This window comes from Caballeronia sp. LZ028 (genome assembly GCF_031451415.1).
GTDB lineage: Bacteria > Pseudomonadota > Gammaproteobacteria > Burkholderiales > Burkholderiaceae > Caballeronia > Caballeronia zhejiangensis.
On record NZ_JARUXN010000001.1, the window covers coordinates 1,283,952 to 1,308,772 of the forward strand.

The following is a 24,821-nucleotide window of genomic DNA, read 5'->3' on the forward strand; positions in this document are numbered from 1 at the left end:
ACGCATGAGTGACTTGCTGCGTTCGTTCGTGCGCGCGCTTGCGAACGTCTTTCATCCGCGCATGCTCTGGCTGACGCTGATGCCCTTCGGCGTCGCCACCGTGGTCTGGGGTGCGGTGCTCTGGTTCTTCTGGCAGACGCTTACCGGCGCCGCCAACGACTGGCTCAGCGCGTGGGCGCTGACCTCGTGGATGTACCGTCTCTTCGATGCCGTCGGCTTTTCGTCGCTGCACGCGGTGATCGCGCCGTTTCTCGTCGTCATCATGACGGTGCCGCTGATCGTCGTGACGGTGCTGCTGCTCATCGCCACGTTGTCGATGCCGGGCGTCGTCAAGCTCCTCACACGTCGCCCGAAAGGTCATTACTCATCGCTCGAAGAGCGGCGCGGCGGCTCGTGGTACGGCAGTCTCGGACACTCGGTCGTGACCACGGTCGTCTGTCTCGTGCTGCTCGTCGTCACGCTGCCGCTGTGGCTCATTCCGCCGTTCTTCGCCTTGATTCCGCCGCTGTTGTGGGGCTGGCTCACGTATCGCGTGATGACTTACGACGCGCTCGCGCTTCACGCGAGCGCCGACGAGCGCCGCGCGATCGTGCGCGATGCACGCTGGCCCTTGCTTGCGATCGGCATCGTGAGCGGCCTGCTCAGTTCTGTCCCGACGATGCTCTGGGCATGGTCCGTCTGGCTCTTGCCGCTCTTTCCGGTCGTCGCCGCCGTGACGATCTGGGCGTATGCGTTCATCCTCGTGTTTTCGGCGCTCTGGTTCGCGCATTACTGCCTGCACGCGCTGGAGCGTTTGCGCGCGAGCGAGCCGCAATTCCCGGCGATCACGGTCGAATCCCGCGACGTTTCACTGTAAGCACGAAAAAAGCAAAGGGGCATTCATGGGCATTGGCGTCATCATCATCGGCGACGAAATCTTGTCCGGCCGCCGCACCGACAAGCATCTGCCGAAAATCATCGAACTGCTGGGCGCGCGCGGCCTGTCGCTCGACTGGGCCGAATACGTCGGCGACGATCCCGCGCGCATCACCGCGACGCTCGCGCGCACGTTCGCATCGGGCGATATCGTGTTTTCGACGGGCGGCATCGGCGCGACGCCCGACGACCACACGCGCCAGTGCGCCGCCAAGGCGCTCGGCGTGCCGCTGGAGCTGCATCCCGAAGCGGCGGAACTGATCCGCGCGCGCATCCGCGATACGGCGGCGCAGGCGGGCAAGCCGGTCGAGCTGGAGTCGCCGGAGAACTTGCATCGGCTGAACATGGGCACGTTTCCGCGCGGCGCAGAGATCATCCCGAACAGCTACAACAAGATTCCGGGCTTTTCGGTCGGCGATCATCATTTCGTGCCGGGCTTTCCGGTCATGGCCTGGCCGATGATCGAATGGGTGCTCGACACGAAGTACGCGCATCTGCATCACGCGACGCCGCATGTCGAGCGGTCGCTGCTCGTCTTCGGCCTGCCCGAGTCGCGCATCACGCCGCTGATGGTTTCGATCGAGCGCGACTTCGAGGGCGTGCGTGCGTTCAGCCTGCCGAGCGTCGGCGATGCTACGCGCGGGGCGCTTTACGAGCGCGCGCATATCGATCTGGGCGTGAAGGGCGATCCCGAGCAGGCGAACGCGGCGTTCGACGTGCTGCGCGAGGGCGTGATCGCGCTCGGCGGTGAAGTCGTGGAAGTGCCGTCGGAGGAAGCGAAGTGACGCTGCTGGAAGTGATCGCCACGACCGTCGCCGACGCGCGGGCAGCCGAGCGCGGCGGCGCGGACCGTCTCGAACTCATCACCGCGATGGGCGAGGGCGGACTGACGCCGAGCATCGGCCTGATCGAATCGGTGATCGAGGCGGTCGGGATTCCGGTGAACGTGATCGTGCGGCCGCACAGCCGCTCGTTCGTCTACGATGCCGACGACTACGCGGTCATGCTGCGCGATGTTCGCGCGATCGCGAAGACGCGCGCGAACGCGATCGTCGTGGGGATGCTGCGCGCCGATGGCTCCGTCGACACCGACGGCCTCGCGCGCGTGATCGAAGCAGCGGATGGCCTGCAGCTCACGTTTCACCGCGCATTCGACGAAACACGCGATCTGCTCGCTGCGTTCGATACGCTGCTGCAGTTCGGTGCCGTCACGAATGTGCTGACGTCGGGTGGCAAGCCTTCCGTGCTGGACGCTCAGGAAACGATTTCGAAGCTCGTCGAAAACGCGGTGGGAACGCGCTGCGCGATTCTGGCGGGCGCCGGATTGACCGTCGATGCGGTCGCGCCGTTCGTCGCATCGACGCGCGTGAAAGCGGTGCACTTTGGCTCGGGCGTGCGCGTCGATGGGAAGTCTCTGGCGCCCGTCGATGAAGCGAGGGTCAGGCGCGTGCGCACCTTGCTCGACGCGCGTGCTTGAGCAAAACCTTCAAGCCCCGATCCAGGGCAGCTTGCGGAAACACCATCCCGATACCGTTTTCCGATGCCCCTGTCCGTCCTTGTCGCCTTCGAAGCCTTCGAGCAGGTCGTACGCCTGGGCGTAGCCTTCCTTCTGCGCCGCGACCGCAGCGAGCTTCGAGCGCGCGGCGCTGCGACACAAAAACACGACAGGCGTATCCGGGGTGGCGACCTGTCGCAATTGTTCGATAAACTCGGCGTTTGGCACGGAACCGGGGTAGCGAATCCATTCGATGTGCGCGTACTGAGCGCCATCGATGGCCGGGCGGCCGACCCAATCGAGTTCGGCGCGGGTGCGAACGTCGACGAGGCGTACGCGCGGGTCGAGTTGCAGTAATTCAAATGCTTCGGCGGGTGAGAACGCGCCCGCGTAGGTCAGATTGTTTTCGGCGGCGCGTTTGCCGGCCTGGGCATACAGCTGTTCGAGCGTGCTCATGACGTATGGGTCTCCGTAGGCGCAAAGAATCATTCTAGCGTGGCGCGCAGTTTCGACGCCGCGCGCGAAATTGGTGCAAGAAGACTCGGATGCACTATAAAAGTGCTGAAGAAATATCAGACAAACCGTGCTGCACTGATTTGGTGCTCGACGCGGAGACGGCGACACGAACGCCGCCATCGAAAGCGAAGTGGTTTCACCCAAAACGCGCGCTGCTTCAAGCGCTTAGCGCGAAGATGGTGCGCTTGGCACGGAAGCTGCTTTTCCATCCTCGATTGAATCGATGTACAGGATTGGTCGGGGCGGCGAAGCGATTCGCCGACTTTTGTTAATCAGGAGATAGGTAATGAGTAAATCCGTGGCCGACGTCATGCAACTCGTCAAGGACGAGGACGTCAAGTTCGTCGACTTCCGCTTCACCGACACGCGCGGCAAAGAACAACACGTTTCCGTGCCGGTCTCGGCATTCGACGAAGACAAATTTGAAAGCGGCCACGCTTTCGACGGTTCGTCCATCGCAGGCTGGAAGGGCATCGAAGCGTCGGACATGCTGCTCGTGCCGGACGCGAACACCGCCTTCATCGACCCGTTCTTCGAAGAATCGACGCTGGTTCTGTCCTGCGACGTGGTCGAGCCGGCCGACGGCAAGGGCTACGAGCGCGACCCGCGTTCCCTCGCGAAGCGCGCGGAAGCCTATCTCAAGAGCTCGGGCCTCGGCGACACCGCCTACTTCGGTCCGGAGCCGGAATTCTTCATTTTCGACTCGGTGCAGTGGAACACGGACCAGTCGGGCACGTTCGTGAAGATCGGCTCGGAAGAAGCACCGTGGTCGTCGGCGAAGGAATTCGAAGGCGGCAACACCGGCCACCGTCCGGGCACGAAGGGCGGCTACTTCCCGGTCGCTCCCGTCGACACGTTCCAGGACATCCGCTCGGAAATGTGTCTGCTGCTCGAGCAGATCGGCATTCCGGTCGAAGTGCATCACCACGAAGTGGCGGGCCAGGGCCAAAACGAAATCGGCACCAAGTTCTCGACGCTGGTTCAGCGCGCGGACTGGCTGCAGCAGATGAAGTACATCATTCATAACGTGGCGCACACGTACGGCAAGACGGCGACGTTCATGCCGAAGCCGGTCGTCGGCGACAACGGTTCGGGCATGCACGTTCACCAGTCGATCTGGAAGGACGGTCAGAACCTGTTCGCGGGCAACGGCTACGCGGGTCTGTCGGAATTCGCGCTGTTCTACATCGGCGGCATTATCAAGCATGCGCGCGCGCTGAACGCGATCACGAACCCGGGCACGAACTCGTACAAGCGCCTCGTGCCGCACTTCGAAGCGCCGGTGAAGCTGGCTTACTCGGCTCGCAACCGTTCGGCATCGATCCGTATTCCGCACGTCTCGAATCCGAAGGGCCGCCGTATCGAAACGCGCTTCCCGGATCCGCTCGCGAACCCGTACCTGTGCTTCTCCGCGCTGATGATGGCGGGTCTCGACGGCGTGCAGAACAAGATTCACCCGGGCGAAGCCGCGGACAAGAATCTGTACGACCTGCCGCCGGAAGAAGACAAGAAGATCCCGACCGTTTGCGCGGGCCTCGACCAGGCGCTCGACGCACTCGACGCGGACCGCGAGTTCCTGACGCGCGGCGGCGTGTTCACGGATTCGATGCTCGACGCATACATCGAACTGAAGACGAACGAGCTGCAGCGTTATCGTCAGGCGGTGCATCCGATCGAGTTCGAGATGTACTACTCGCTGTAAAGCAGCATGATCGAAGCGCGTTTTGTCGTGAGCAGTCCGATGAGGCGCGCGACGTGTGCTGAACAGTGATCCAAAGGGACGGCGCGCCGTCCCTTTTTTAATCGCTGCTCAGTGTCATGAAACGATAAGAAGATCGGTGTCACGAACGACCTCATCGACTGCACGATGGTGCTCAAGAATCTGATCAAGGCGCGCAAAGGCCACGCCGATGCGCTCTCCGACAATACGCAGCTCGCGGCAAGCGGACTGCTGCCCGGCTTCGAGGCGCTGCCCACGAACGTGCTCGTTCTGGACGTGCGCAATCTGCGGATCGCGTATGCGAATCCATCGGCCGAAGCGATGCTGGAAATGTCGCGCAAGCAGTTGACGCAGACGAACTGGCCCGACCTCTTCGCGAACGCGGACGAGCTCGCGACCACGATCGCGTCGATCGCCGAGAACCGCTTCAATGCGACGCGGCTCGACGCGGTGCTCGAGAGGCAGAATCGCGAGCCGGTGCATGTGCATGCGATCGTCGGCTATCTCGAAGCCGCGCCGGAATACGTGCTGCTCGAACTCTTCGAGAACGAGCGACATCTGCGCACGGACCGCGAAGAGCGTATCCACGATCTCACCGCGGTCAACAAGCAGCTCATCCGCAATCTCGCGCATGAGATCAAGAATCCGCTCGGCGGCATTCGCGGTGCGGCGCAGTTGCTCGAATTCGAACTCGGCGCGCGCGAACGCGACGAACTGCGCGAATACACGCAGGTCATCATCAAGGAATCGGATCGGCTGCAGACGCTCGTCGATCGCTTGCTGGAGCCGCACCGGCATCCGCATATCGTGGGCGACGTGAACATCCACGAAGTCTGCGAGCGGGTGCGCGCCGTGATCCTCGCGGAGTTTCCGCGCGGCCTCACGATCGAGCGCGACTACGACGTGAGCGTGCCCGATCTGCGCGGCGACAAGGAACAGTTGATTCAGGCGCTGCTGAACATCGTGCGCAACGCGGCCGAAGCGCTGAAGGAACGCATCTCACAAGGCGATGCGAAGATCGAGCTGCGCACGCGCATCGCGCGCAAGGTGACCATCGGCAAGAAGCTGCACAAACTGGCACTGGACTTGCATATCACTGACAACGGTCCCGGCATCCCCAGCGAAATCCGCGACCGGATCTTCTTTCCGCTCGTATCGGGCAGGGAAGACGGCAGCGGTCTCGGCCTCACGCTCGCGCAGTCGTTCGTGCATCAGCACGATGGGCTGATCGAAGTGGAAAGCCGGCCGGGCTGTACCGAGTTCGCCATCCTGTTGCCGTTCGAGAATTGACCAGCGACTTCACGCCAAGGAACGTAGTGCCGCATGCTTTGACGCCTGACCGTTTCGACGGGCTCACACCGAACCACACGAAGACTTCTCGCCGAACGATATGAAGCCGATCTGGATAGTAGACGACGACCAATCCATCCGCTGGGTGCTGGAAAAGGCGCTCGCACGAGAAAACTTCACGACGCGCAGCTTCTCCGGCGTGCGCGACGCGCTTGCCGCGCTCGAAGGAGAAAGCCCGCAAGTGCTCGTCTCGGACATCCGCATGCCAGGCGGGTCCGGGCTGGAACTGCTGCAGACCGTGCGCGACCGCTTGCCGGGCTTGCCTGTCATCATCATGACGGCGTTCTCGGATCTCGACAGCGCAGTGGCCGCGTTTCAGGGCGGCGCCTTCGAATATCTCGCCAAGCCATTCGATGTCGACAAGGCCGTCGAGCTGATCCGCCGCGCCGTGGATGAAAGCATGCGCGGCGAAGCGTCGGTCGACGAGCGCGTGACCGAGACGCCCGAGATGCTCGGTCAGGCGCCCGCGATGCAGGACATGTTCCGCGCGATCGGCCGTCTGTCGCATTCGGCGGCGACCGTGCTCATCACGGGCGAATCAGGCACCGGAAAGGAGCTTGTCGCGCGCGCCTTGCACCGACATAGCCCACGCGCAAACGGACCGTTCATCGCGCTGAACACGGCGGCGATTCCGAAGGATCTGCTGGAGTCCGAACTGTTCGGGCACGAGCGCGGCGCGTTCACCGGCGCGCAGGCGATGCGTCAGGGCCGCTTCGAACAAGCCGAGAACGGCACGCTCTTTCTCGATGAAATCGGCGACATGCCGTTCGACCTCCAGACGCGCCTGCTGCGCGTGCTGTCGGACGGGCAGTTCTATCGCGTGGGCGGGCACAATCCGCTGAAGGCGAACGTGCGCGTGATCGCGGCGACGCATCAGAATCTCGAATCGCGCGTGCGGCAGGGCTTGTTTCGCGAGGACTTGTATCACCGATTGAATGTGATTCGGCTGCGTCTGCCGGCGTTGCGCGAACGCAGCGAGGATATTCCGCTGCTCACGCGACACTTCCTGCAGAAGAGCGCGCGCGATCTGGGTGTCGAGCCCAAGCGCGTGTCGGACGATGCACTCGCGTATCTCGCGTCGCTGCCGTTTCCCGGCAACGTGCGTCAACTGGAGAACCTGTGCAACTGGCTCACGGTGATGGCGCCCGCGCAGGTGATCGAGCAGAAGGATCTGCCGCCCGATCTCACGTCGCGTCAGGAGGTGAGCGCCGAGAGTCTCGCCGTATCGACGGATGGCGCGGTCGCGCCGGTTCCCAATGCCGTGAACGGCGCCGGATCCGCGCCGATCGCGGCGGCGCCGGCGGGCGTCGCGGCGAGCGTGTGGGAGAACGGCTTGCGCACGGAAGTCGCGCGACTGTTGCGCGAGAATTCCGCCGATGTCATGGACGAACTCGCGCGCCGTTTCGAAGCGGCGGTGATTCGCGAGGCGCTCGACTTCACGCGCGGGCGCAAGGTGGAGGCGGCGGAGCGTCTGGGCATCGGCCGCAATACGATCACGCGCAAGATTCAGGAGTTGCATCTCGACGCGTGAACGTCGTTACGACGGGATCAGCCGATCGTCGCGATCACGGGCGCGTGGTCCGACGGCTGGTCCCACTTGCGCGGCACCTTGTCGACTTCGCATGACGTGCAGCGCGCGGCCAGTTCCGCCGACAGCAGGATGTGGTCGATGCGCAGCCCCGCGTTGCGGCGAAACGCCATCATCCGATAATCCCACCACGTAAAGAGCTTCTCGGCCTGCTCGAACTTGCGGAAGGCATCGGTCAGGCCGAGCCCGACGAGTTGCGCGAAGTGCGCGCGCTCTTCGGGCGACACGAGGTTCTGGCCTTCCCATGCTTTCGGATCGTGCACGTCGCGGTCTTCCGGCGCGATGTTGTAATCGCCCAGCAACGCGAGCTGCGGATGACGCGCCATGTCTTCGCGCAACCATTCGCGCAGTGCGTCCAGCCAGCGCATCTTGTAGGCGAATTTCTCGGAGCCGGGCGCCTGTCCGTTCGGGAAATATGCGGAGATGATGCGCACGCCGTCGATCGTCGCGGCGATCACGCGTTGCTGCAGATCTTCGAATCCGGGAATGTTGCGCACGACGCTGATTTCATCGACTTCGAAGCCCGCATCGGCGCGCACCAGAATGCCGACGCCGTTGTACGTCTTCTGCCCGGCGAACCAGCTTTTGTAGCCGGCGGCTTCGAGTTCGGCGCGGGGAAATTTCTCGTCGGGGAGCTTCAGTTCCTGAAGGCACAGCACGTCGACGCCCGAGAGCGCGAGCCAGTCGATGACATGCTGCTGGCGGACTTTGAGGGAATTGACGTTCCAGGTGGCGATTTTCATGAGTGCCCGTTTTCTTCGTAGAGCGCGGCCGTTGCGCTGAAGGCTCGATTCTAGCGGAGCGGTGGGGCGGGGGCGGGCTCGCAGACGTCACACATAAACGAATCTGACCAGATGAAAAAACACAGGCGCGGCGAAGCAGATCGAATCGACACGATCGAGCATGCCGCCGTGTCCGGCGAGCATCGAGCCCCAGTCCTTCGCGCCGAGCGAACGCTTCACCGCTGAAAGAACCAGCCCGCCGATGAACCCCGCCAGAACGATGGCGAACGACATGCCGAGCGCCGCGCCGAAGCCGAATGGCGTGATCCGGTAAAGCGCCGCGCCGCAAAGGGTCGCCAGCGCGCCACCGCCGACGAAGCCTTCGACCGTTTTAGAAGGCGAAAGCACGGGTGCGATCTTGCGCTTGCCGAACAGTTTCCCCACGACGTACTGCAAGACATCGCTGATCTGCACGACGAGCAGGAAGTAGAAGAGCAATAACGCGTTCTGCCCGCGATAGCCGGGAATGTCGAGTGTCAGGAGCGCGGCGGCGTGGCTCAGGCCGTAGACGCAGACCATCAGCGCCCAGTTAATGCGTGCATTGCGACTCAGAAAGTCGCGCGTATCCTGCGTCAGCGCCGATACCAGTGACATCGCGAAGAAGAGATGCACCGGTACGAAGATGGAATACATGCCGTACCAGTTGATGCCAAGCAGAATGTACTGAACGGGAACCGCGACAAAGAACGCGAGGAACAGCGTCGAGTGATCGCTCGGCGTGGTCGGTGTGAGTGTTATGAACTCGCGCAACGTGAGGAATGACAGTAGCGCGAAGACCACATAAGTTGCAGTCTCGCCGAGTCCAATGGCGATCGCCATGACGGCGACCATGCCCCACCACGCGCGGATGCGTTCATTGAGGTTGACGATGGTCGCGCTCTTGCCATTCGGCTGGGCGGCGAGGATGGCGCCTGTCACGGTCGCGACGGCGAGAAAGCCCGCCACGCCCGCGATCAATTTCCAAAACAGTTCTGGCATGTTCGAGAATCGGAGATGTTGTTGCAGCAAGCTCAGTCTGAGCAAGCCGATGGCGCCAGCGCGACGATCGCATCGCGCATGCGTGTGAGAAAAGCAGATTTGTCATCGGTCGCCCGAAGCGCTTCGCCCGCGCCGAAATGGACTTTGCAGATCAACGGAATCGGCCAGATCGCGCCCTTGGGCATGATCCGCTGAAGATTCTCGAGATAGACCGGCGCGAGGGCGATGCCGGGAAACTCGCTTGCCAGATGAAAGAGTCCGCTCTTGAAGCCTTGCGGCAAAGCATCCGTGCCACGTGTGCCTTCGGGAAAGATAATCACCGAATGCCCCTTCGTGAGCGCATCGCGAACCGGATCGAGCGGATCGCCATCTCCTTCGCGTCGACGATCGATCAGCACGACGTTCAGCAGTTTCTGCGCGATATGTCGCTTGAGCGCGTTGGCGTTCCAGTAGTCGCGCGCAGCAACGGGCCGCACGGAATCGCGCAAACTGCGCGGCAACGCAGCGAGGATAGCGAGTGTGTCGATATGGCTCGTGTGATTCGAGAAGTAGATCTGTTGAGTTTCGCCTGCACGAGGGACATGACAGACTGGGTAGGCTCCAGCGACCAACCGAACGAGAGATAACAGTAAATCGCGTTGCCAGGCATATATCCGTTTCATGAGTCGGTAGTGGTGTGGATTGCTTATTTATATTCCGTTCACATGCGCATCGACGGAGCAAGTGGTCTTGACAAGATGTGTCAGATGTTTAGCAAGTGATAACAGAACTGCATAACAAAGAGGCTCTGCAATCCTAACGGTTGACGGGATGCAAAAGTGCCCTGATAGTAGCGGCTTTTTCGATCCATCGGGACGTCAGGCATGGTCGACGAACCGGCGAAAACATCGCAATGAGCCTCTACGCACTCAAGCCGCGCTTCCAAATTCTGCTTCGTCCATTCACAAATTGGCTCGCGCGGCGAGGCGTGACCGCAAACCAGGTCACGGTAGCCGCGATGCTTGGATCGATGGCAGTCGGTGCATCGGCGTGGCTCGGTTATCCCGAGCGCGGTCTGTTTCTGCTCATTCCGCTGTGGCTTTTCATCCGCATGGCGCTGAATGCCATCGACGGCATGCTTGCGCGCGAACACGGCCATAAGAGCGCATTGGGCGCTTACCTGAACGAACTAGGCGATGTGATCTCGGACACGGCGCTCGTGCTGCCGTTTCTGGCCGTGCCGGCTTTCGCGCCATCGGACGTGTGGCTTTTCGCCTGGACGGCGTGCGTAGTCGAGTGCGCGGGACTGATCGGACCACTGGCCGGCGCGGATCGTCGCTACGACGGGCCATTCGGCAAGAGCGACCGCGCGCTGGCGCTCGGGGCATTTGCGCTCTGGTTCGGAATGGGGCTGCCGGTCGGTTCGACGTTTGTCTGGCTGTGGCGTGCACTGATCGCACTCGCGGTATTGACTGCGATCAGACGCGTCGCGATGGGCGTTCGCTTATCGCGTGAAACGGGCCGTTAAGCGTTACCTGCAACATCGAAACAACGAAGGCAAAAATCACATGACTCAAGCGACTATTCGACGCGCACGAGAGGCGCGCTTCACGACTCACGACGGTGAAGCGCTTTTCTATCGGCACTGGCCCGCGGCGGGCGCGACACGCAGCGGCGCTGTGGTGCTGCTGCATCGGGGGCACGAGCATTCGGCGCGTGTCGCGCATCTGGTCGATGAACTCGACATGCCTGGCTACGATTTCTTTGCGTGGGACGCGCGTGGGCACGGACGTTCGCCCGGCGCGCGCGGATACAGTCCGAACGCAGCGGCTTGCGTGCGCGACCTCCAGTGCTTCGTCGAACACATCCGCGACGTTCATGGCGTCGCCATCGAAGACATGGCGGTCGTCGGTCAGAGCGTCGGCGCCGTGCTGGCCGCGGCCTGGGTGCACGATTATGCGCCGCCCGTGCGCTGTCTCGCGCTCGCATCGCCGGCGTTTCATATCAAGCTGTACGTGCCATTTGCACGTCCGGGATTGCGTCTGATGCACGAGCTTCGCGGTCTGTTCTATGTGAACAGCTATGTGAAGCCAAAATTTTTGACGCACGATCCGGAGCGCATCGCGAGCTATGCCGCGGATCCGCTGATCACGCGGCCGATCGCGGTCAATATGCTGCTGGACCTGCACGACACGGCGAGGCGCATCGTCGACGATGCGGCCGCCATCACCGTGCCGACGCAACTGCTGATCTCGGGTGCGGATTGGGTCGTGCATCGCGGACCGCAGGAACGCTTCTTCGAGCGGCTCGGGTCGGCGCGCAAGGAGCGCATGGTGCTGCCCGGTTTCTATCACGATACGCTCGGTGAACACGACCGCGCGCAGGCGCTCGCGCCGCTGCGGGCGTTTCTGCTGCGTGAGTTCGAGGCGCCTTGCGCGCGAGTCTCGCTCGTGGATGCCGACACGCGCGGACCTTTTCATGCGGAATACGAAGCGTTGAAACAAGCTCCCGCCAGTCCGCTCGCGCGTTTGTACTGGATGGCTGCGCGCGCGGGGTTGCGGGTGGGCGGCGCATTCTCGGAAGGCATTGCACTTGGGCATCGGCTCGGGTTCGATTCCGGCTCGACGCTCGACTACGTGTACCGCAACGAAGCGAGGGGACGCGGATGTGTGGGGCGGCACATCGATCGCAACTACCTCGACTCTCCTGGCTGGGTGGGCATCCGTCAGCGCAAGATCAATATCGAGGCGTTGATCGCCGAGGCGATGACGCGAATCACGCGCTCGGGCGAGACGGTCCGGATCGTCGATATCGCGGCGGGACATGGCCGTTATGTCCTTGACGCCATCGCCGCGGTGACCCGTCGCGATGGCGTGTCGCCCGAGCACATTCTGTTGCGCGATTACAGCGCGCCGAACGTCGATGCTGGACGCGCTCTGATTGCGCAACGTGGTCTCGAAAGCGTTGCGCGTTTCGAGCAAGGCGATGCCTTCGACGAGGCCTCGCTCGCCGCGCTCGATCCCCGTCCGACGCTTGCGATCGTGTCAGGGCTGTACGAGCTTTTTGGCGACAACGCTTCGATAGAACAGTCGCTCCGTGGCCTCGCGCGCGCCGTGCAACCTGGCGGCTACCTCGTCTATACCGGACAGCCGTGGCATCCGCAGCTCGAATTCATTGCGCGCGTGCTTGGGAATCATCGTGGCGAGACAGCGTGGGTCATGCGTCGCCGTTCGCAGGCGGAAATGGACGAACTCGTCGCGCGCGCCGGCTTTCGCAAGATCACGCAGCGCATCGATGAAAAGGGGATCTTCACGGTGACGCTTGCCGAGCGCGTCGCGTCCTGATGAATAGCGCTGCCTTGTCCGTCGCCGGTGCGCGAAGCGAACGGGACGCCTCCTTGATGTTGCGATCCGGATGGCTCGCGATCATGGGCGCGTTGTTCTTTTCGACATACGCCTTCGCGAACTGGCTGGCGTCGACGCGCGCCTCGGTGCCAACCTTCGCATTCGCATGGGAACGGGCCATTCCGTTCATGCCGTGGAGCATCGTGCCGTATTGGTCCATCGATGTGTTCTACGCGCTCTCGTTCCTGTTGTGCGTCAGGCGCGCGGCGCTCCACGCGCACGTCCGCAGGCTTTTCACGGTGCAAATGATCTCCGTGGCATGTTTCATCGCGTGGCCGTTGAGCTTCGGCGCCGAGCGGCCAGTCTCGAGCGGTGTGACCGGCGTGCTATTCGACCTCCTGACGGGCATCGATAAGCCGTATAACCAGGCTCCATCGCTGCACATCGGATTGCTGATCGTGCTTTGGACGTTCTACGCGGGCGTTCTGCGGAACAAAGCTGCTCGTGCGGTCTTGCATCTCTGGTTCATGGCGATCGGTGTTTCCGTTCTGACCACATGGCAGCACCATGTGATCGACGTGCCGACCGGCGCGGCGGTGGGTGCCTTTGCGCTATTTCTCTTTCCTCTCGCAGACGATGTGACCGGCGCCGCGCTCCCTTGCGCGCGAAGCCGGCGGATAGCTGGCGTCTATGCGACCGTCGCGGTCGCGCTGACCGCGTTCGCGTTGATCCTTGTGCGGCATGCCGTTGGTGCCGCGCTTGTCGCGGGATGGGTTTCGCTGGCATTCGCTTGCGTTGCGTGGATTTATTGGCAAGGCTCGCCTGCCGCGTTTCAGAAGGACGAGCGGGGCCGCATTCCGTTGGCCGTCCGTCTGCTGCTCGCTCCGGCTATCGCTGGCGCATTCATCAACTCACGGTTATGGACGCGCAAGAGGCCATCGCCTGTTCGCGTTGCGACCGGCGTTTCCATCGGTCGCACGCCGACGCCTCGCGAATGGCGGCAGCATGGTTTCGATGCATTGCTCGATCTGACGGCCGAGATGCCGCGCTGGATCGCGCTCGATCAATCGCATGTGTACCTATGCGTGCCGCATCTGGATCTCGTGCCGCCGACTCTGCTGCGTCTGAACGCGGCTGTCGAGGCGCTCGGTGAACTGCATCGCGACGGGCGCGATGTGCTGGTTTGCTGTGCGCTCGGTTATGGGCGCAGCGTGCTGTGCGCGGCGGCGTGGATCGCGAAGACGCAAGGTTTGCACGATGCACGCGCGGCACTTCTGGCTGTGCGGTCGGCGCAGCGTCGCGCGGTCTGGTCGAAGGACACCGTCGCGTTGCTGCAGGACTGGATCGACCATTGCACGGTTCATGGAAGACAAGGATGAACGCCTGTTTCATCGCGGCGGCGCGTGGTGCGCTCGATGCTGGCTGCTGTGCGTGCGCGGTCGCCTTGGCAGCGGCAGGCGTGGGGTGGGGTGTCGCCATTCGTTGCGAGCATTTGCATTACGTGCGAACGCTGATCGCGCTCATCAGCACATGTTCGGGCATAGGCGCTTCGTGGCTAATGGTGCGAATCGTCATCGACCGACAGTTGTTCGCCACGCTTGCCGCAATGGAATCTTCGACGCTCGATGATCTCGACCGCGTGCTGATCGAGCTCGGATGGACCGCTGCATCGCGTGCCGGCCGGCCGCTCGATGCACGGGTGCGCGGCGTGACTCGACTGCTCAGGGCGAGCGTGATGCTTGCGGTCGTGCAGTGGGTGTGCGTGGGTGTGGCGGTGGTGGTGATGGAGGGGGCGTGAGGGCGCTCTTTGATGTATCCGCTCAAGATCCTTCGAAGCTGGTCGGATGATGTTGGCTTTTGAACGTAGGTCAAAAGTTTTATCAATGACTCTAAAAATAATCGCATTGAGAAATCGATGAAGTTTCTGCGCACGCTGGTTTTCTCGCCGATCCGTCTGATCGTCTTCGTCTTGCTGTTCATGATGCGACTGGGACGGCGCATCGTCCGCGTCATCGTCGGCGACGTGTCGTGGAGCGCGCCGGCGTGGCCTCGTGCCGTGGCCCGCACGGTGCGCCGCTGCCCGTTGCGGGTGGCGGGCGTGCTCGTCCTCGCGCTCGTCGGATGGTACGGCTGGCATTGGCATCAGCACCGGCCGAAGCCCGTCGAACCCGAACGTGTGACCTTCGAAGTCCGGGCGCCAGCAGTGACTTCCTATGCCGATTCCGACGGACGCTCGAAGGTGGATATTCAGCCGCTGGAGTTGAAATTCTCGCGCTCTGCCGCGGCGCTCGACCTCGTCGGCAAAACCGTTGCCGGTGGCGTGAAGATGGAACCTTCGCTCAAAGGCGAATGGCAATGGGCCGACGATCACACGCTCCGCTTCACGCCGGCAATGGATTGGCCGGTGGGAGCGCACGTTCAGGCCGACTTCGATGTGGCCAGGCTTTTCGCTCCGCACGTCATGCTCAAAGATGACCGCTTCGAGTTCGACACCGCTTCATTCATGGCGCAGGTCGTCTCGTCCGCGTTCGAACAGAACCTCCTCGACCCTGCTTCGAAGCAGGTGCGAATTCAGCTTCGCTTCAACTATCCGGTCGATCCTGTCGCGCTCGAGAAGCGCATCGTGCTCGCGCTTCGGGACCGTAGCGGCAAGACGGTGAAGAGCTTGCGCTATTCGGTCACCTATGACGAAGTCAAGCTCAACGCGTGGATACATTCGGAGCCGCTCGAGATCCCTCGGGACCCTCTGACGGTCCAGCTTGAAGTCGACAGCGGCCTGGTGAGCACGCGCGGCGGCAATCAAACCAAGGATGCGTTAAGAGCGTCAGTCGGTGTGCCGGGTCTTTACAGTCTTGACGTCGTTGGCATCTCTCCCACGCTGGTGGACAACGACCGCTTCGAACCGGAGCAGGTATTGGTCATGCGAACCAGCGGCGATGTCCGCACGCAAGACCTGGCGGCGCACACGAAGGCATGGATGCTCCCCAGGCACAAGCCCGGATCCGGACTGTCCGACGAAGATCCGCCCTACGAATGGCAGCTTGGCGAAGTCGACGATGGGATTCTCAGGAAAGCGCAGCCGCTCGCCCTCGAATCCGTGCCGACCGCGGAAGAGTACGCGTCGATGCAAAGCTTCAAGTACCGCGCGGAGGCGGGCGCTCGGATATACGTGCACATCGATGCGGGCATGAAATCGTCGGGCGGTTATGTCCTTGGCGAACCCATGAAGACGGTGCTGACTGTTCCTGAGTATCCCAAACTCCTTCGCATCATGGCCGATGGATCCTTGCTTTCGATGAGCGGCAGCAAGCGCATCTCGATCGTGTCGCGAAATGTGCGTGGCATGAAGCTGGAGATCGGCCGCGTTGTACCAGAGCAGGTTCAGAGTCTGGTGAGCTTCAATGAAGGCTCGTATTCGCAACCTCGACTGCGTTGGGATTTCGACGAGGATCACATTGTCGAGCGCTTCGAAATGAAGCGGTCTTTTCCGGCCGGCGATCCGGGCAAGGCGCACTACGAAGGCGTCGATTTGAGCCAGTATATGAAGAGCGGCAAGCGGGGGATATTTCTACTGCACCTGTCCGGTTTCGATCCCGATCTCAAAACAAAGCAGGACGACACGTCGCCGACGATGACGCGGACGATGCGCCGTCCCAGTCGCATCATGAACAGCAAGACGAAGCAAGCAGCGACGGTGACGACGGCGGCGAAGGCCCGCAGGACACGCGCCTGATCGTGGTCACAGATCTCGGCATGCTGGTCAAGCGCGCGCTCGACGGCAGTCAGGACGTGTTCGTGCAGTCAATTCGCACCGGCCGCCCGGTGGCGGGCGCGACGGTATCCGTGCTTGCGATTAACGGCCAGACGCTGTTCACGCAGACGACCACTGCCGACGGCATCGCGCATTTTCCGACCTTCAAGGGCCTCGCGCGCGAAAAGCGTCCGCAGTTGTATCTCGTGCAAAGCGGCGACGACACTTCGTTCCTGCCCGTGTCCGCGAGCGACCGACGCCTCGATTATTCGCGCTTCGATGTCGGCGGCGAGCGCAACGCGCCCAATCAGGGACAACTGTCCGCGCATCTGTTTTCCAATCGCGGCTTGTATCGTCCCGGCGAGTCGATTCAAATGGGAATTATCGTGCGTGCCGCGAACTGGTCGCGCAGCCCGGCGGGCATGCCCTTGCAGGCGGAGATCGTCGATCCACGCGGCATGACGGTGAAACGTCAACCGGTGTCCGTCGACGCCTCCGGCTTCACGGAGCTGAGCTACACGCCCGCGGAATCGGCGCCAACGGGTGTGTGGGGCGTCAATCTCTATATCGTCAAGGACGGCAAGCCGGCCGACGAACCGATCGGCAGCGCGAGCGTGCAGGTCAAGGAATTCATGCCGGACCGCATGAGGGTCGATGCGGGCTTCTCGCAGCAGGCAGCGGAAGGCTGGGTCAAGCCGGACGGTGTCAAGGGCGTCGTGAAGGCGCAGAATTTGTTCGGTACGCCCGCCGCCGGCCGGCGCGTGAGCGCGTCGCTCGTATTGCGCCCGGCATGGCTTGCATTTCGTGGCTGGCAGGATTACCGCTTCGTCGATCCGCGTCGTGCGCAAGAGGGCTACTCGGTAGCGCTCGAGGACGGCATGACCGATGACAGTGGACACGCGGAATTCGACCTCGATCTGAAGAAGTACGCCGATGCGACGTATCAACTGTATTTCGAGGCCAAGGCGTACGAACAGGACGGCGGCCGCGGCGTAACAGCAGGCGCGCGCATGATGGTGTCCAGCAACGACTGGCTCGTGGGTTACAAGTCCGTCGACAATCTCGATTACGTGCAGCGCGGCAGTCCTCGCGCTGTGCGGCTCATCGTCATCGACCCGAATACGAAAGCTATCGCGCTGAATGATTTGCGTGCGCAACTGGTCGAGCTGCGTTACGTCTCCATACTGACGAAGCAGGACTCCGGGGCTTACAAGTACGAATCGCGTCTGAAGGAAGTGCCCGTCGAGGAACGCAAGCTCGCGCTGCCCGTGGCAGGGCTCGACTATCCGCTACGCACCGATCAGCCAGGCAACTACGCGTTGCTGATCCGTCGCGCCGACGGCAGGGAAGTCAATCGTGTGCAGTACTCGGTCGCGGGAGACGCGAACATCACGCGCTCGCTGGACCGAAATGCCGAGTTGCAAGTGAACTTGAGCAAGCACGATTTCAAGCCGGGCGAAAACATCGAGATCGCGATTCGCGCGCCATACGCGGGAAGCGGTCTCATCACGATCGAGCGCGACAAGGTCTATGCACACGTCTGGTTCCATGCGAAGACTACGAGCTCGGTTCAGCACATCAAGGTGCCCGCAGGCTTCGAGGGCAACGGCTACATCAACGTGCAGTACATTCGCGATCCGTCTTCCGATGAAATCTTCACCAGTCCACTGAGCTATGGCGTGGCGCCGTTCTCGGTGAACCTCGATGCGCGCCGTTCCAAGATTAACGTTGACGCGCCCGCTCTCGTCAAGCCGGGCGAGAAGATCGACTTCAACATCACGACGAGCGAGCCTGCGAAAGTCGTCGTCTTCGCCGTGGATGAAGGGATCCTGCAGGTCGCGCGTTACAAGCTCGCCGATCCGCTGCAGTTCTTCTTCCGCAAGCGGATGCTTGAAGTCGACACTTCGCAGATCCTCGATCTAGTCCTGCCGGACTTCGAAAAGATCATGTCGATGGCCGCGCCCGGCGGCGATGCCGACGATGCTATCGGACGGCAACTCAATCCGTTCAGCCGCAAGCACGAGAAGCCGGTGGCGTACTGGTCCGGCATCGCCGATGTGAACGGCCACGCGCGCCTCTCCTACACCGTGCCCGATTCGTTCAACGGCAAGCTGCGCGTGATGGCGGTGGCGGTATCGCCCGGGCGTGTGGGCGCGTTCGAAGGCGCGGTGACGGTGCGCGGCGATTTCGTGCTTTCGCCGAACACGCCCGCTACGCTTGCGCCCGGCGACGAAGCCGACATCAGCGTGGGCGTCGCAAATAATCTGATCGGAATGGGCGACAAGCCGATGCCCGTGTCGGTGAGCGTCAGGAGCGGCCCGCAATTGCAGGTGGTCGGCGCGGTGACGCAAAACATCATGCTCGCGCCGATGCATGAAAGCGTGGTGACGTTTCGCATCAAGGCCACGCAGACGCCCGGGCCGGGCGAATTGAACTTCGACATACGTCACGGCGGGAAATCGGCGCGCAAGCGTGTCGAGGTCACGGTGCGTCCTGCGGCGGCGTACCGCACGCAGTTGAACGCCGGGCGCGTCGATGCAGGCGCAAAGGCCAGCGTGCGAGACCTGCGTCAAATGTACGATGCTCACGCGACCCGCGAGGCTAGCGTCTCGACCGCGCCGCGCGTATTCGCGGCGGGACTTGGGACGTATCTCGAGTACGCCGATCACGACTCCAGCGAGCAGATGCTGAGCGCGCTGGTGCCGCGAATATTGGCGAACGACCTGCTTGCGAGCGCGGCGCCCGATGCCGCGCGGACGCCCGTCGCGAAAGCAGACGTGAACGCCCAGTTCTTCGATCGCCTGCGAGCGCGTCAGAATGCGCAAGGTGGTTTCGGCCTGTGGACGGCGACGCCCGACGCGGAGCCTTTCGTTTCCGCCTATGCGATGCACGTACTGATCGATGCACGCGAACGCGGCGTAATCGTGCCGCTCGACATGATGGAAGCGGGCAACCGCTACTTGCAGCAACTCGCGTCGAACGAGCGGCTCGGTTCGCTCGATCTCTTGCGCCAGCGCGCCTATGCGGTGTATCTGCTCACCCGACAGGGCAATGTGACGACCAACCATCTTGCCGGCGTGCAAAAGCGGCTGCAGGAGGCCTATCCAAAAGAGTGGAAGGACGATCTCGCAGCGGCGTGGCTGGCGGCGTCGTATCAATTGATGCGGCAGGACAAGGACGCCGCGCAACTGATCTCTGCACCGCAGGCCACGTTGGAGCGCAAGCCGTCGCGCAATGAAGCATACAGTGAGGGGTATTTCATGGATCCCCTTACTCGCGATGCCAGCGTGCTCTATCTCCTGGCGAAGCATTTCCCGGAGCGCGCACGCAAACTGCTTCCGCGCGTAATTGAAAATCTGTCCGCACCGCTCGAACTGGGGCGATACGACACGCTGTCAGCCGCGATGACCATTCTCGCGCTCGATGCCTACGCGCAGGCAGGGGTAAGCGGACTCGACAAGCTGGCGATCATCGCATGGCGTGCGAACGCGATGCCGAAGGACATTTCAACGGTTGGGGGAGATAGTTGTCGTGTGGCTAAGTGGGACAGCGCAGTCACGCGCATTGAGATCGTCAATGGAAGCGCATTGCCCGCCTGGTGGACGACCGTGCAGTCCGGGTACGACCGCAACGCGACTGGAAAAGCGGTGAGTAAAGGCATTGAAATCGCTCGTGAATACACCGCCACGAATGGCCGACCCCTTGACACGATTACCGTGGGCGATGAAATCGACGTCCATCTCAAGTTGCGTGCGATAGATGCGGACGACGTGAGCAATATCGCAATCGTCGATCTCTTGCCGGGCGGATTCGATCCGGTGGAAACGCCACCCGTGATCGATGCCGATGCGAGTGATGATGATCGCGCCGGCAGCAGCTTCGGCGGCGATGAACAATGGCGTCCGCGCATCGGTCAGCCGGGTTCGACGTTCCAGCCTGTGCATGCGGAGGTGCGTGAAGATCGCGTTGTCCTGTACGGCACGGCGAGCAGCAACGTCAAGGAGTTCGTCTACCGCATTCGTGCGACCAACTCAGGCCGTTTCGCCGTGCCGCCGGCGTTCGCTGAATCGCTATACGACCGTCGCATTCAGGCGCAATCGGCCGGCGGCGCGACGCTCGACGTAGCGCGCGCAAGATAAGCGCGTGTGGATAGCCGCCTATGTTCGAAAAACGTCGCTGGCATCACTGGCTCGCGGGTGTGCTTTTCGCGGTCGCCATGCTCGCAGGCATCCGACTGTGGCCGCATCCGGCGCTTGCCGACTGGAAGCCGACGTCCACAGCCGTGTATGACGATCACGGCCGGCTTTTGCGGCTCACGCTCGCGAAGGACGACCGTTATCGCCTGTGGACGCCGCTGGAGCGCGTGTCGCCCCAGTTGGTCGATGCCGTCCTGCTGCATGAAGACCGTTGGTTTCGCTGGCATCCCGGTTTCAGCCCGTACGGACTTCTGCGCGGCGCGTGGGTCACTTACGTAGGTGGCGGCCATCCCCAGGGAGGATCGACCATCACGATGCAGCTCGCGCGCTCGCTGTGGCGGATCAATACGCGCACTCCGTGGGGCAAGGTTCGGCAAGTCGCGCGCGCATTGCAACTCGAGCTTTGCTATTCGAAACGGCAAATCCTCGAAGCCTATCTGAACGACGTTCCTTACGGACGCAACGTGGAAGGCGCCGCGGCCGCGAGCCTGATTTATTTCGACAAGACAGCCGAGCGTCTGACGCCGCCCGAAGCGTTGACGCTGGCGGTGATTCCGCAGGACCCGGCGCGGCGCGTGCGCGCGGGGCATACGCAGATCGCACCGCCGTTGATGTCGGCACGCAATCGGTTGTACGAGCGCTGGCTTTCACGCCATCCTGGGGACGCCGCGCAGCGGGCGCTGTTTACGCTGCCGCTTTCGCTGCGTCCGCTGTCGAGCTTGCCTTTCGAAGCGCCGCATGCTGTCGATCAGGCGCTCGCCGAGCGCAGTGCGTGGAGCATTGGCGACGACGGCGACGCAGCGAGACTCGACACGACCGTCGATCTCGACATGCAACACACGGTGGAACGACAGATCGGCCGATACGTTCTGCGCTTCGGTTCGCACGGCGTGCGCAATGCCGCCGCAATCCTCGTCGATACACGCGACATGAGCGTGAAGGCCTTGGCCGGCTCGGCGAATTTCGCGGATCGATCGATCCACGGTCAAGTGAACGGTACGTCGGCTCTACGCTCGCCGGGGTCGACGCTCAAGCCGTTCATCTACGCGCTCGGTTTCGATCAGGGCGTTCTGCACCCGCAGACCGTATTGCGCGATGTGCCGACTTCGTTCGGTCCCTATGCGCCGGAGAATTTCGATGGCGGTTTCCTCGGGCCGATTACGGCAAGCGATGCACTGAATCGCAGCCGCAACGTGCCTGCCGTGTGGATCGCAGCGCAGTTGAAAGATCCTGATCTGTACGAGTTCCTGCAGTCGGCAGGCGTGCGACGCATGGCGAGCGCTCAGCACTATGGCCTGTCGCTCGTGCTGGGAGGGGGGGAAGTGACGATGCAGGATCTGGCAAGTCTCTATGCGGCGCTCGCAAATGGCGGACTCCATGAACCGCTGCGCCTGCGCACAACTCGGCCCCGCGCGATGCCCAAGCGCCTTTTGAGCGAGCAAGCCAGCTTCATGACCATGGATATTCTTCGGCAACATCCGCGACCCGACGACACGAGTGGGGCCGCGTCGTCGGGGGTGCCGGTGTACTGGAAAACAGGCACGTCCTGGTCATTTCGCGATGCCTGGACCGCAGGCATCTTCGGACCGTATGTACTCGTCGTGTGGGTCGGCAATTTCGACAATTCGAGCAATGCCGCTTTCATTGGCGTCGACGCAGCGGCGCCGCTTTTCTTTCAGATCGTCGATGCAATGCAGGCGGAGTTTCCCATTGCGAAGGCCGAGCGGCGAGCACCCGCGAATCTCAAACGCGTGCGCGTCTGTCTTGCGAGCGGTGACCTTCCGAACGAGTGGTGCCCGCAGCAGGGATGGACCTGGTTCATCCCCGGCAAATCGCCGATCCGTGTAAGCACCGTTCATCGTCGCATCGTGATAGATGATGCAACTGGACAACCTGCCTGCCCGCCGTACGCAGACAAGCGCACGCACACGGAAGTGTACGAGTTCTGGCCCTCCGACTTGCAGAAGGTGTTTGCTAGCGCAGGGATGCCGCGACGCAGCGTCCCTTCGAATCCGGCATGCCGCGACAGCGGCCTGATGCTGGACGATGCGCCGAAAATGCTGTCGCCGTCGCGCGCTACCACGTATGCGCTTCGACTCCATCATGGGGAATCGGGGCGCATCGCCTTCACCGCAACGGCGGCCGCCAGCGTGCACACCTTGTACTGGTTCGTGGACGATGCGTTCATCGGTAGCGCTGCGGCGCGCGAGACACTCTTCTGGCAACCGTCCGTGGCAGGCGAATATACGGTGCGTGTGGTCGACGATCAAGGGCGCAGCGATGCGCGTCCTTTGAGAGTGGCGTTGACCGAGTGAAGCAAGACTCCGCTCGAGCCTTGCCGCGCGATCAGCCGAAGAGGGCAATGCCCAGAACCACGATCATCAGAAGCGCGAGCATCCATGCCGCCGCGGCGTTCGTGCCGCCTTTGCGGCACAGCTCGTATTCCAGCGAGCTGCCGGATGAACCCTGGTTGCGAAGTTTGCCGATGCTCCTTAGCACATGTTCCCGGTAGAGAAGATTGCCGGAGAGTCCCAGCGCGAACGAAATCGCGTACGACACAAAGCCGCCAGCCCCATCTCCCAGCGAACCGACGGCGAACCGAAGCAGGACAGCAGCCGCGAACAACGCTCCAGCTTGCCAGTACATCTTTCGATAGACGAGCCAAATTGGACCGATCACGAACGCGGCTCCGTTCCATGTACATCTTGGCTGCCCGCGTTTGTTCAGAAAGGACCATTTGTACGCGTAGTACTTCGCGTTCTTTCCGACGAAGAGAGCGACGTCCGGTTCGAGCGTGGGCGACTGTATCTCGGTGTTGATTTGAGGCACGTCTAGTTGATGTTCGGTTGGTTCCATGATGCTTGCCTCGAGTGTGCGGTCCTTTCGTATGTCCGGTCGCGAGCATTGCAGCATGCTGCGCTGTTGTCCACGGTGCCGTATGGCTTTTGCGGAAATTTGAAGAAATTGCGCATCGGCTGCTAGATCGAGCGAATCGGCGATTGCTATGCTTTCATGATTCGGTATCCGAAGAAATAGCGATGCGATGAATCACTTCATTCATCGTAATGAAGAAAAAGCAATGTCCAACATCAATCAACCGTCTACTCCTAAAAGATATCCGGCGCGACTGTCATTCTTCAAAAGGACGGCGCCCAGTCGGTTCGTATCCAGAGTGATGCACAAGGCGCTGCGCAGATTCCAGCCGATATGGCGAATGACAGCAAGGTGCTTCTGATCATCAAGAAGGCTGGTTATTCCGATCTGGTCGCCAGGTGCCCATGCGCTGGACTGTCCTATGCGCTGAGTCCGGTGATGAAGAATCTGGATGGCATGCGCGTCGTGCTTACATGGGGACAGCGCCCGCGCGATCTCGATCTGCACGTGTCCTATCCGCAGAATCACGTCTACTTTCAACACTAAGCCGGGGACGACGCCAATCTGGATGTCGACCACACGGATAGCTACGGTCCGGAAACCATCACGCTCGATCACAAGCGTTCCGGCCAGACCTACGTCTTCGCCGTGCACGATTTCAGCAACGAGAGCAACCCCGCGTCGTCGGAGCTTGCGAACAGCGAGGCAAGGGTGTTCGTGTATGTCGGCCAGTCGCTGGTTCGAACGTTCAGCGTGCCGCGTCAGGCGGGCAATCTGTGGACCGTGTTCCGCGTCAACGGCGAGGGCGAGATTCAGGACATCAACACCATGCGCGGCGTGACGGTCAGAGCGAGCGAGGTGCTCGGCACCATCGACAACTACAACGACGAGCAGTTGAGAATCGTGCCGGCCAATCAGGACTATGTCGACGCGGCCCGCGCGAGCCTGATCAACAAGGACGGCGAGCGTGCCTATCACGCAGGCAACTTCGACGACGCTATCTGGCTGTACCGCGAGGCGATCAGCTTCAATCCGGAATTCGGCCAGGCGTACAGCAATCTCGGGCTCGCCTTCCAGAAGGCCGGACGTGCTGCCGAAGCCATCTGGGCCAATCGCAAGGCGATCGCGCTGGCGAATGGAGCGACGGCCGCGACGGTCCGCGCCAGTTCGTACTACAACATCGGCCGCATCTATGAGGACGCCGGCCAGTTCACCGACGCATTGAGCAACTACCGCGCAGCGCGACGCGAAAAGTCGAATCCGGTCTACGACGCCGCCATTACGCGCGTCAGCAATCGCTAAATCCGTTCAATCCAGGCCCCGGCATCGCGCC

The 24,821-nt window shown here is 62.1% G+C and carries 20 protein-coding genes; 14 read left to right on the forward strand and 6 right to left on the reverse strand.

The features are described 5' to 3' along the window. Positions 1 to 4: 4 nt before the first annotated feature. From QCE58_RS06020 to QCE58_RS06030, 3 genes are read left to right on the forward strand one after another with little or no spacing between them, the layout of a single operon-like run. Entirely contained in the window at positions 5 to 856 is an 852-nt protein-coding gene (locus QCE58_RS06020) for an EI24 domain-containing protein (protein ID WP_008350531.1), read from the forward strand. A gap of 25 nt (positions 857 to 881) precedes the next feature. Beyond that, complete coding sequence (locus tag QCE58_RS06025) at positions 882 to 1,700, forward strand: molybdopterin-binding protein (protein ID WP_250434384.1); 819 nt, start codon at positions 882 to 884, stop codon at positions 1,698 to 1,700. Then, positions 1,697 to 2,392: a copper homeostasis protein CutC gene (locus QCE58_RS06030; RefSeq protein WP_250434386.1), complete on the forward strand. Its 696-nt coding sequence runs from the start codon at positions 1,697 to 1,699 to the stop codon at positions 2,390 to 2,392. The genes QCE58_RS06025 and QCE58_RS06030 overlap by 4 nt, the downstream gene beginning before the upstream one ends. 9 nt (positions 2,393 to 2,401) lie before the next feature. Here QCE58_RS06030 and QCE58_RS06035 read toward each other — a convergent pair whose 3' ends face one another. After that, the gene (locus QCE58_RS06035) at positions 2,402 to 2,866 is read right to left on the reverse strand and encodes a rhodanese-like domain-containing protein (RefSeq protein ID WP_008350527.1); all 465 of its coding nucleotides are present in this window, start codon (positions 2,864 to 2,866) and stop codon (positions 2,402 to 2,404) included. A 346-nt stretch (positions 2,867 to 3,212) separates the two neighbouring features. On the opposite strand from QCE58_RS06035, the gene glnA reads away from it, so the two are divergent. From glnA to ntrC, 3 genes are all read left to right on the forward strand, one after another. Beyond that, a complete protein-coding gene (gene glnA / locus QCE58_RS06040; RefSeq protein WP_008350526.1) occupies positions 3,213 to 4,628 on the forward strand; it encodes a type I glutamate--ammonia ligase in 1,416 nt (471 codons plus the stop codon). A 165-nt stretch (positions 4,629 to 4,793) separates the two neighbouring features. Further along, positions 4,794 to 5,936 (forward strand): nitrogen regulation protein NR(II), encoded by a 1,143-nt coding sequence (glnL, locus tag QCE58_RS06045; RefSeq protein ID WP_008350525.1) that lies wholly within the window; start codon positions 4,794 to 4,796, stop codon positions 5,934 to 5,936. A gap of 100 nt (positions 5,937 to 6,036) precedes the next feature. Further along, positions 6,037 to 7,527: a nitrogen regulation protein NR(I) gene (ntrC, locus tag QCE58_RS06050; protein WP_008350524.1), complete on the forward strand. Its 1,491-nt coding sequence runs from the start codon at positions 6,037 to 6,039 to the stop codon at positions 7,525 to 7,527. A gap of 17 nt (positions 7,528 to 7,544) precedes the next feature. On the opposite strand, the gene xth is transcribed toward ntrC, so the two are convergent. The 3 genes from xth to QCE58_RS06065 form a co-directional block, all read right to left on the reverse strand. Continuing rightward, entirely contained in the window at positions 7,545 to 8,327 is a 783-nt protein-coding gene (xth, locus tag QCE58_RS06055) for an exodeoxyribonuclease III (RefSeq protein ID WP_008350523.1), read from the reverse strand. 87 nt (positions 8,328 to 8,414) lie between these two features. Beyond that, positions 8,415 to 9,344 (reverse strand): phosphatidate cytidylyltransferase, encoded by a 930-nt coding sequence (locus tag QCE58_RS06060; protein WP_250521029.1) that lies wholly within the window; start codon positions 9,342 to 9,344, stop codon positions 8,415 to 8,417. A gap of 32 nt (positions 9,345 to 9,376) precedes the next feature. Then, on the reverse strand, positions 9,377 to 10,006 hold the full coding sequence (locus QCE58_RS06065; protein ID WP_250521030.1) for a lysophospholipid acyltransferase family protein: 630 nt from the start codon (positions 10,004 to 10,006) through the stop codon (positions 9,377 to 9,379). A 230-nt stretch (positions 10,007 to 10,236) separates the two neighbouring features. On the opposite strand from QCE58_RS06065, the gene QCE58_RS06070 reads away from it, so the two are divergent. The 7 genes from QCE58_RS06070 (at position 10,237) to pbpC (ending at position 22,929) form a co-directional block, all read left to right on the forward strand. Continuing rightward, the gene (locus QCE58_RS06070) at positions 10,237 to 10,851 is read left to right on the forward strand and encodes a CDP-alcohol phosphatidyltransferase family protein (RefSeq protein ID WP_008350520.1); all 615 of its coding nucleotides are present in this window, start codon (positions 10,237 to 10,239) and stop codon (positions 10,849 to 10,851) included. 40 nt (positions 10,852 to 10,891) lie between these two features. Beyond that, positions 10,892 to 12,667: a bifunctional alpha/beta hydrolase/class I SAM-dependent methyltransferase gene (locus tag QCE58_RS06075; RefSeq protein WP_250521031.1), complete on the forward strand. Its 1,776-nt coding sequence runs from the start codon at positions 10,892 to 10,894 to the stop codon at positions 12,665 to 12,667. A gap of 56 nt (positions 12,668 to 12,723) precedes the next feature. After that, positions 12,724 to 14,046: a phosphatase PAP2/dual specificity phosphatase family protein gene (locus tag QCE58_RS06080; RefSeq protein ID WP_409014095.1), complete on the forward strand. Its 1,323-nt coding sequence runs from the start codon at positions 12,724 to 12,726 to the stop codon at positions 14,044 to 14,046. After that, positions 14,043 to 14,465 carry a hypothetical protein gene (locus tag QCE58_RS06085; protein ID WP_250521033.1) on the forward strand — a complete coding sequence of 141 codons (423 nt, stop codon included), beginning with the start codon at positions 14,043 to 14,045 and terminating at the stop codon, positions 14,463 to 14,465. Before QCE58_RS06080 ends, QCE58_RS06085 begins: the two co-directional genes overlap by 4 nt. A gap of 117 nt (positions 14,466 to 14,582) precedes the next feature. Then, positions 14,583 to 16,400 carry an Ig-like domain-containing protein gene (locus QCE58_RS06090; protein ID WP_309779297.1) on the forward strand — a complete coding sequence of 606 codons (1,818 nt, stop codon included), beginning with the start codon at positions 14,583 to 14,585 and terminating at the stop codon, positions 16,398 to 16,400. A 2-nt stretch (positions 16,401 to 16,402) separates the two neighbouring features. Further along, the gene (locus QCE58_RS06095; protein WP_309779299.1) at positions 16,403 to 20,557 is read left to right on the forward strand and encodes an alpha-2-macroglobulin; all 4,155 of its coding nucleotides are present in this window, start codon (positions 16,403 to 16,405) and stop codon (positions 20,555 to 20,557) included. A 20-nt stretch (positions 20,558 to 20,577) separates the two neighbouring features. Beyond that, positions 20,578 to 22,929, forward strand: coding sequence for a penicillin-binding protein 1C (pbpC, locus tag QCE58_RS06100; RefSeq protein ID WP_250521035.1), 2,352 nt, complete (start codon positions 20,578 to 20,580; stop codon positions 22,927 to 22,929). Positions 22,930 to 22,960: 31 nt separating this feature from the next. Here the strand turns inward: pbpC and QCE58_RS06105 are convergent, their stop codons facing one another. Together QCE58_RS06105 and QCE58_RS06110 are read right to left on the reverse strand one after the other, a co-directional pair. Beyond that, a complete protein-coding gene (locus QCE58_RS06105) occupies positions 22,961 to 23,470 on the reverse strand; it encodes a DUF2628 domain-containing protein (RefSeq protein ID WP_250521036.1) in 510 nt (169 codons plus the stop codon). Between the two features lie 237 nt (positions 23,471 to 23,707). Then, positions 23,708 to 24,106: a hypothetical protein gene (locus QCE58_RS06110; protein WP_250521037.1), complete on the reverse strand. Its 399-nt coding sequence runs from the start codon at positions 24,104 to 24,106 to the stop codon at positions 23,708 to 23,710. Between the two features lie 30 nt (positions 24,107 to 24,136). On the opposite strand from QCE58_RS06110, the gene QCE58_RS06115 reads away from it, so the two are divergent. After that, entirely contained in the window at positions 24,137 to 24,790 is a 654-nt protein-coding gene (locus QCE58_RS06115; RefSeq protein WP_206540335.1) for a tetratricopeptide repeat protein, read from the forward strand. Positions 24,791 to 24,821: the final 31 nt, after the last annotated feature.